This window comes from Rodentibacter rarus (genome assembly GCF_001998965.1).
GTDB lineage: Bacteria > Pseudomonadota > Gammaproteobacteria > Enterobacterales > Pasteurellaceae > Rodentibacter > Rodentibacter rarus.
Genome location: NZ_MLHJ01000006.1, coordinates 1 through 2,744, shown reverse-complemented (window position 1 = coordinate 2,744; position 2,744 = coordinate 1). Strand labels below are relative to the sequence as shown.

Below are 2,744 nucleotides of genomic sequence, written 5' to 3'. Positions count from 1 at the left end.
TTTTACCACCCGCATTAATGCCGCCTGTTGTGATACTCGGACCATTATTGATGGTTAACCCTGTGCTATTTAAGAGGGTATCGCCCACTTTCACACTACCTGTCTCGGTTAAGTTCAGGTCTTTCGCTAATTTCACTTCCAACGTCCCATTGTTGTTATTCACGCCAATGTTACCGTCTGTGAGGTTATTTTTATCCGCACCACCGGTGATGTTTAAACGTTCACCAAGTAATTTTGGAATGTCTCTTCCATCATCACCGACAAAATATAAACCATCAGACATAGTCGCAATATGTTTAACTGTTCCGTTCTCAGATTTATAGCTAAGGCGATCAGCCAAATTCACCACCGGATTGCCGTTTTCGTCTAATTCTTGGTATTTATCCCCTAAGTAATCACGCCCCATCCCATAATAAAGCGTTGCGGCACTGTTTCCATTCGCTCCCGTTAAGGTGACATTGTTAAAAGTTGGGGTCATTGAAGTAGCAATACTGATATTATTACCTGATTGCGTGATGTTGATGTTATTACCTGCATCAACCGTCACCAATCCGCCCATATTGATTTGTTCTTGGGTTGTGCCGCTTACATTACCTGATCCTGACTTCGAGGTGGTGAGATTCCAACCCTTCGCCACTTCGTTCGTTACGTTCGTGAGGTTTTGGTTCGTTGCATACAACTGACTACCGTTCACCGCATCTTTACTGTCCGCTGAAACAGTACCATTCGCTACATTCGTGATGGTTTTACCACCCGCATTAATGCCGCCTGTCGTGATACTCGGACCATTATTGATGGTTAACCCTGTGCTATTTAAGAGGGTATCGCCCACTTTCACACTACCCGCATTTGTTAAATCAAGCGTGTTGTTGAGGTTGATTTTCACTTTGTCACCATCAACCGTTGTGTTGATGTTGCTGTTTCCTCCCACCACATCAATCGGATTACCTAATTGGTGGGTAACACTGTTACCGTCTTGAGCTTTTAACCCAAAGCCTTTATGGGCTTTTTCAATAGCAGAAGTGGCGCATTGATCTAACTTAAATGTCACTTCTCCGTTTGTTGCGGTGGTTTCAATGTGATTGGTTCCGTTGAATTTTATTGGCGCTGAAAGTTTGTTTGAACCGCTTCCTGAGTTGGCGGTGTAACTTATGCTCAAATCGTTGGAAAGTTTGGTGGTATTGACGGAAAGATCATAATTCACCGGATTTTGACCGCTCTTTGCCACCACTACACTACCATCAGTTGAGTTTACTGTGGTGCGACCGCTATCCACATAGGCTTTGTTTGTCGCATCGGTGTTGTTCACCGGCGTACCGACATTAGTTAATACATTGCCACCAAAATTGATGTTTCCATTCGGGCGAACGGTCAAACCGCCGGTATTCACTGTTGTAAAATTCGGGGTCATTGAAGTGGCGATACTGATTTTATTACCTGATTGCGTGATATTGATGTTATTACCCGCATCAATCGTCACCAACCCGCCCATATTGATTTGTTCTTGGGTTGTGCCGCTTACATTACCTGTGCCGGATTGAGACGTAGTAATATTCCAACCTTTAGCGACTTCATTGTTGATATTGGTAATGTTTTGTGCGTTTTTGCTTACATTATCGATGGCATCTTTAGAGGTTTGTGATAGATCAACTGTAATGTTGTTACCATCAATAGAGGTGGTGAGATAACTTTCGTTACCACTGATAATATCAAATCGTTTATTCGTTTTGGTGATATTAATTCCGTCTTTACTATGATCTTTATCCACACCAACAGTAAAATCACTCAAACCACTTACATTCCCTAATGCCTCCACAACCGCATAAAGCTGTGAACCATTAATTGCATCTGTTGAATTTTTTGCAACACGTCCTGCTGCTACATTTTGAATTTGGCGGTATTGTGCATAAGATTCACGAGTTACTCTACCATTACCAGCATTTTTATTCTCGCCATACCCCAAAGATAATACAGCTGTATTGGATGTTGGCTGACCATAGTATTCATAGGTAGTCCCACCAATAGTGATAGATTTAGTTGCAGGTCCTGTATTAGTTACTCCAGCAACTGAATGTGAGCCAAGAGCAATACTACCTTTAGCAACATTACCAACAGTATTAGAAACTAATGTGTTGTAGCCAAATGCAATACTATCTTGAAGATTACCAATAATGGCATTACCACCGATAGCAATAGAATGGGAGACAGCGGTCGTTCGATTTGACTGATCTAGATCAGAACCATCACTAGCGGTATAAGCTGCTGCTCCCAAGCCCGAATAACCATATTCACCAATAACAATCGTTTTAACATCACCATTATCAGCTCTATTTCCGTAAGGTGTTTGAGCAAACACTGAGCCCGCAGACATTGTGGCTAATAAAGCTAAAGCAACTTTAGAGAAGATAAAATTATTTTGGCTAAAACCACTATGTGTTAAATCATCAGCTCCCATGTGATTTGAACTGGATTTACAATATCCCTTCGCCAATTCAGAGACTGCGACCCAAGCCCCAAGTGATTGGTTCCAGATCACTTTAAATATTTTATTCATACAATTTCCTTAACAGTTATACGATTGAATTAAAATTATTTTTAAATCTCTTTTTATACCCTGATGGGGGGTATAAAATTTGGCGAATTTTACCTTACAATCTGTTAAGAAATTAATATCTTTTTTGTAAATAAAGTGTAAATTGTATTGATCCAGATCAAATAAATAAATAAATAGGGGCTGTACTAGA

At 40.6% G+C, this 2,744-nt stretch carries 1 protein-coding gene; it reads right to left on the bottom strand.

What is annotated here, in order from left to right; all coding sequences use genetic code 11:
* Positions 1-2,554: ESPR-type extended signal peptide-containing protein (locus BKK50_RS00760; protein ID WP_279625566.1), on the bottom strand; the 2,554-nt coding region annotated here is incomplete at its 3' end.
* Positions 2,555-2,744 lie beyond the last annotated feature (190 nt).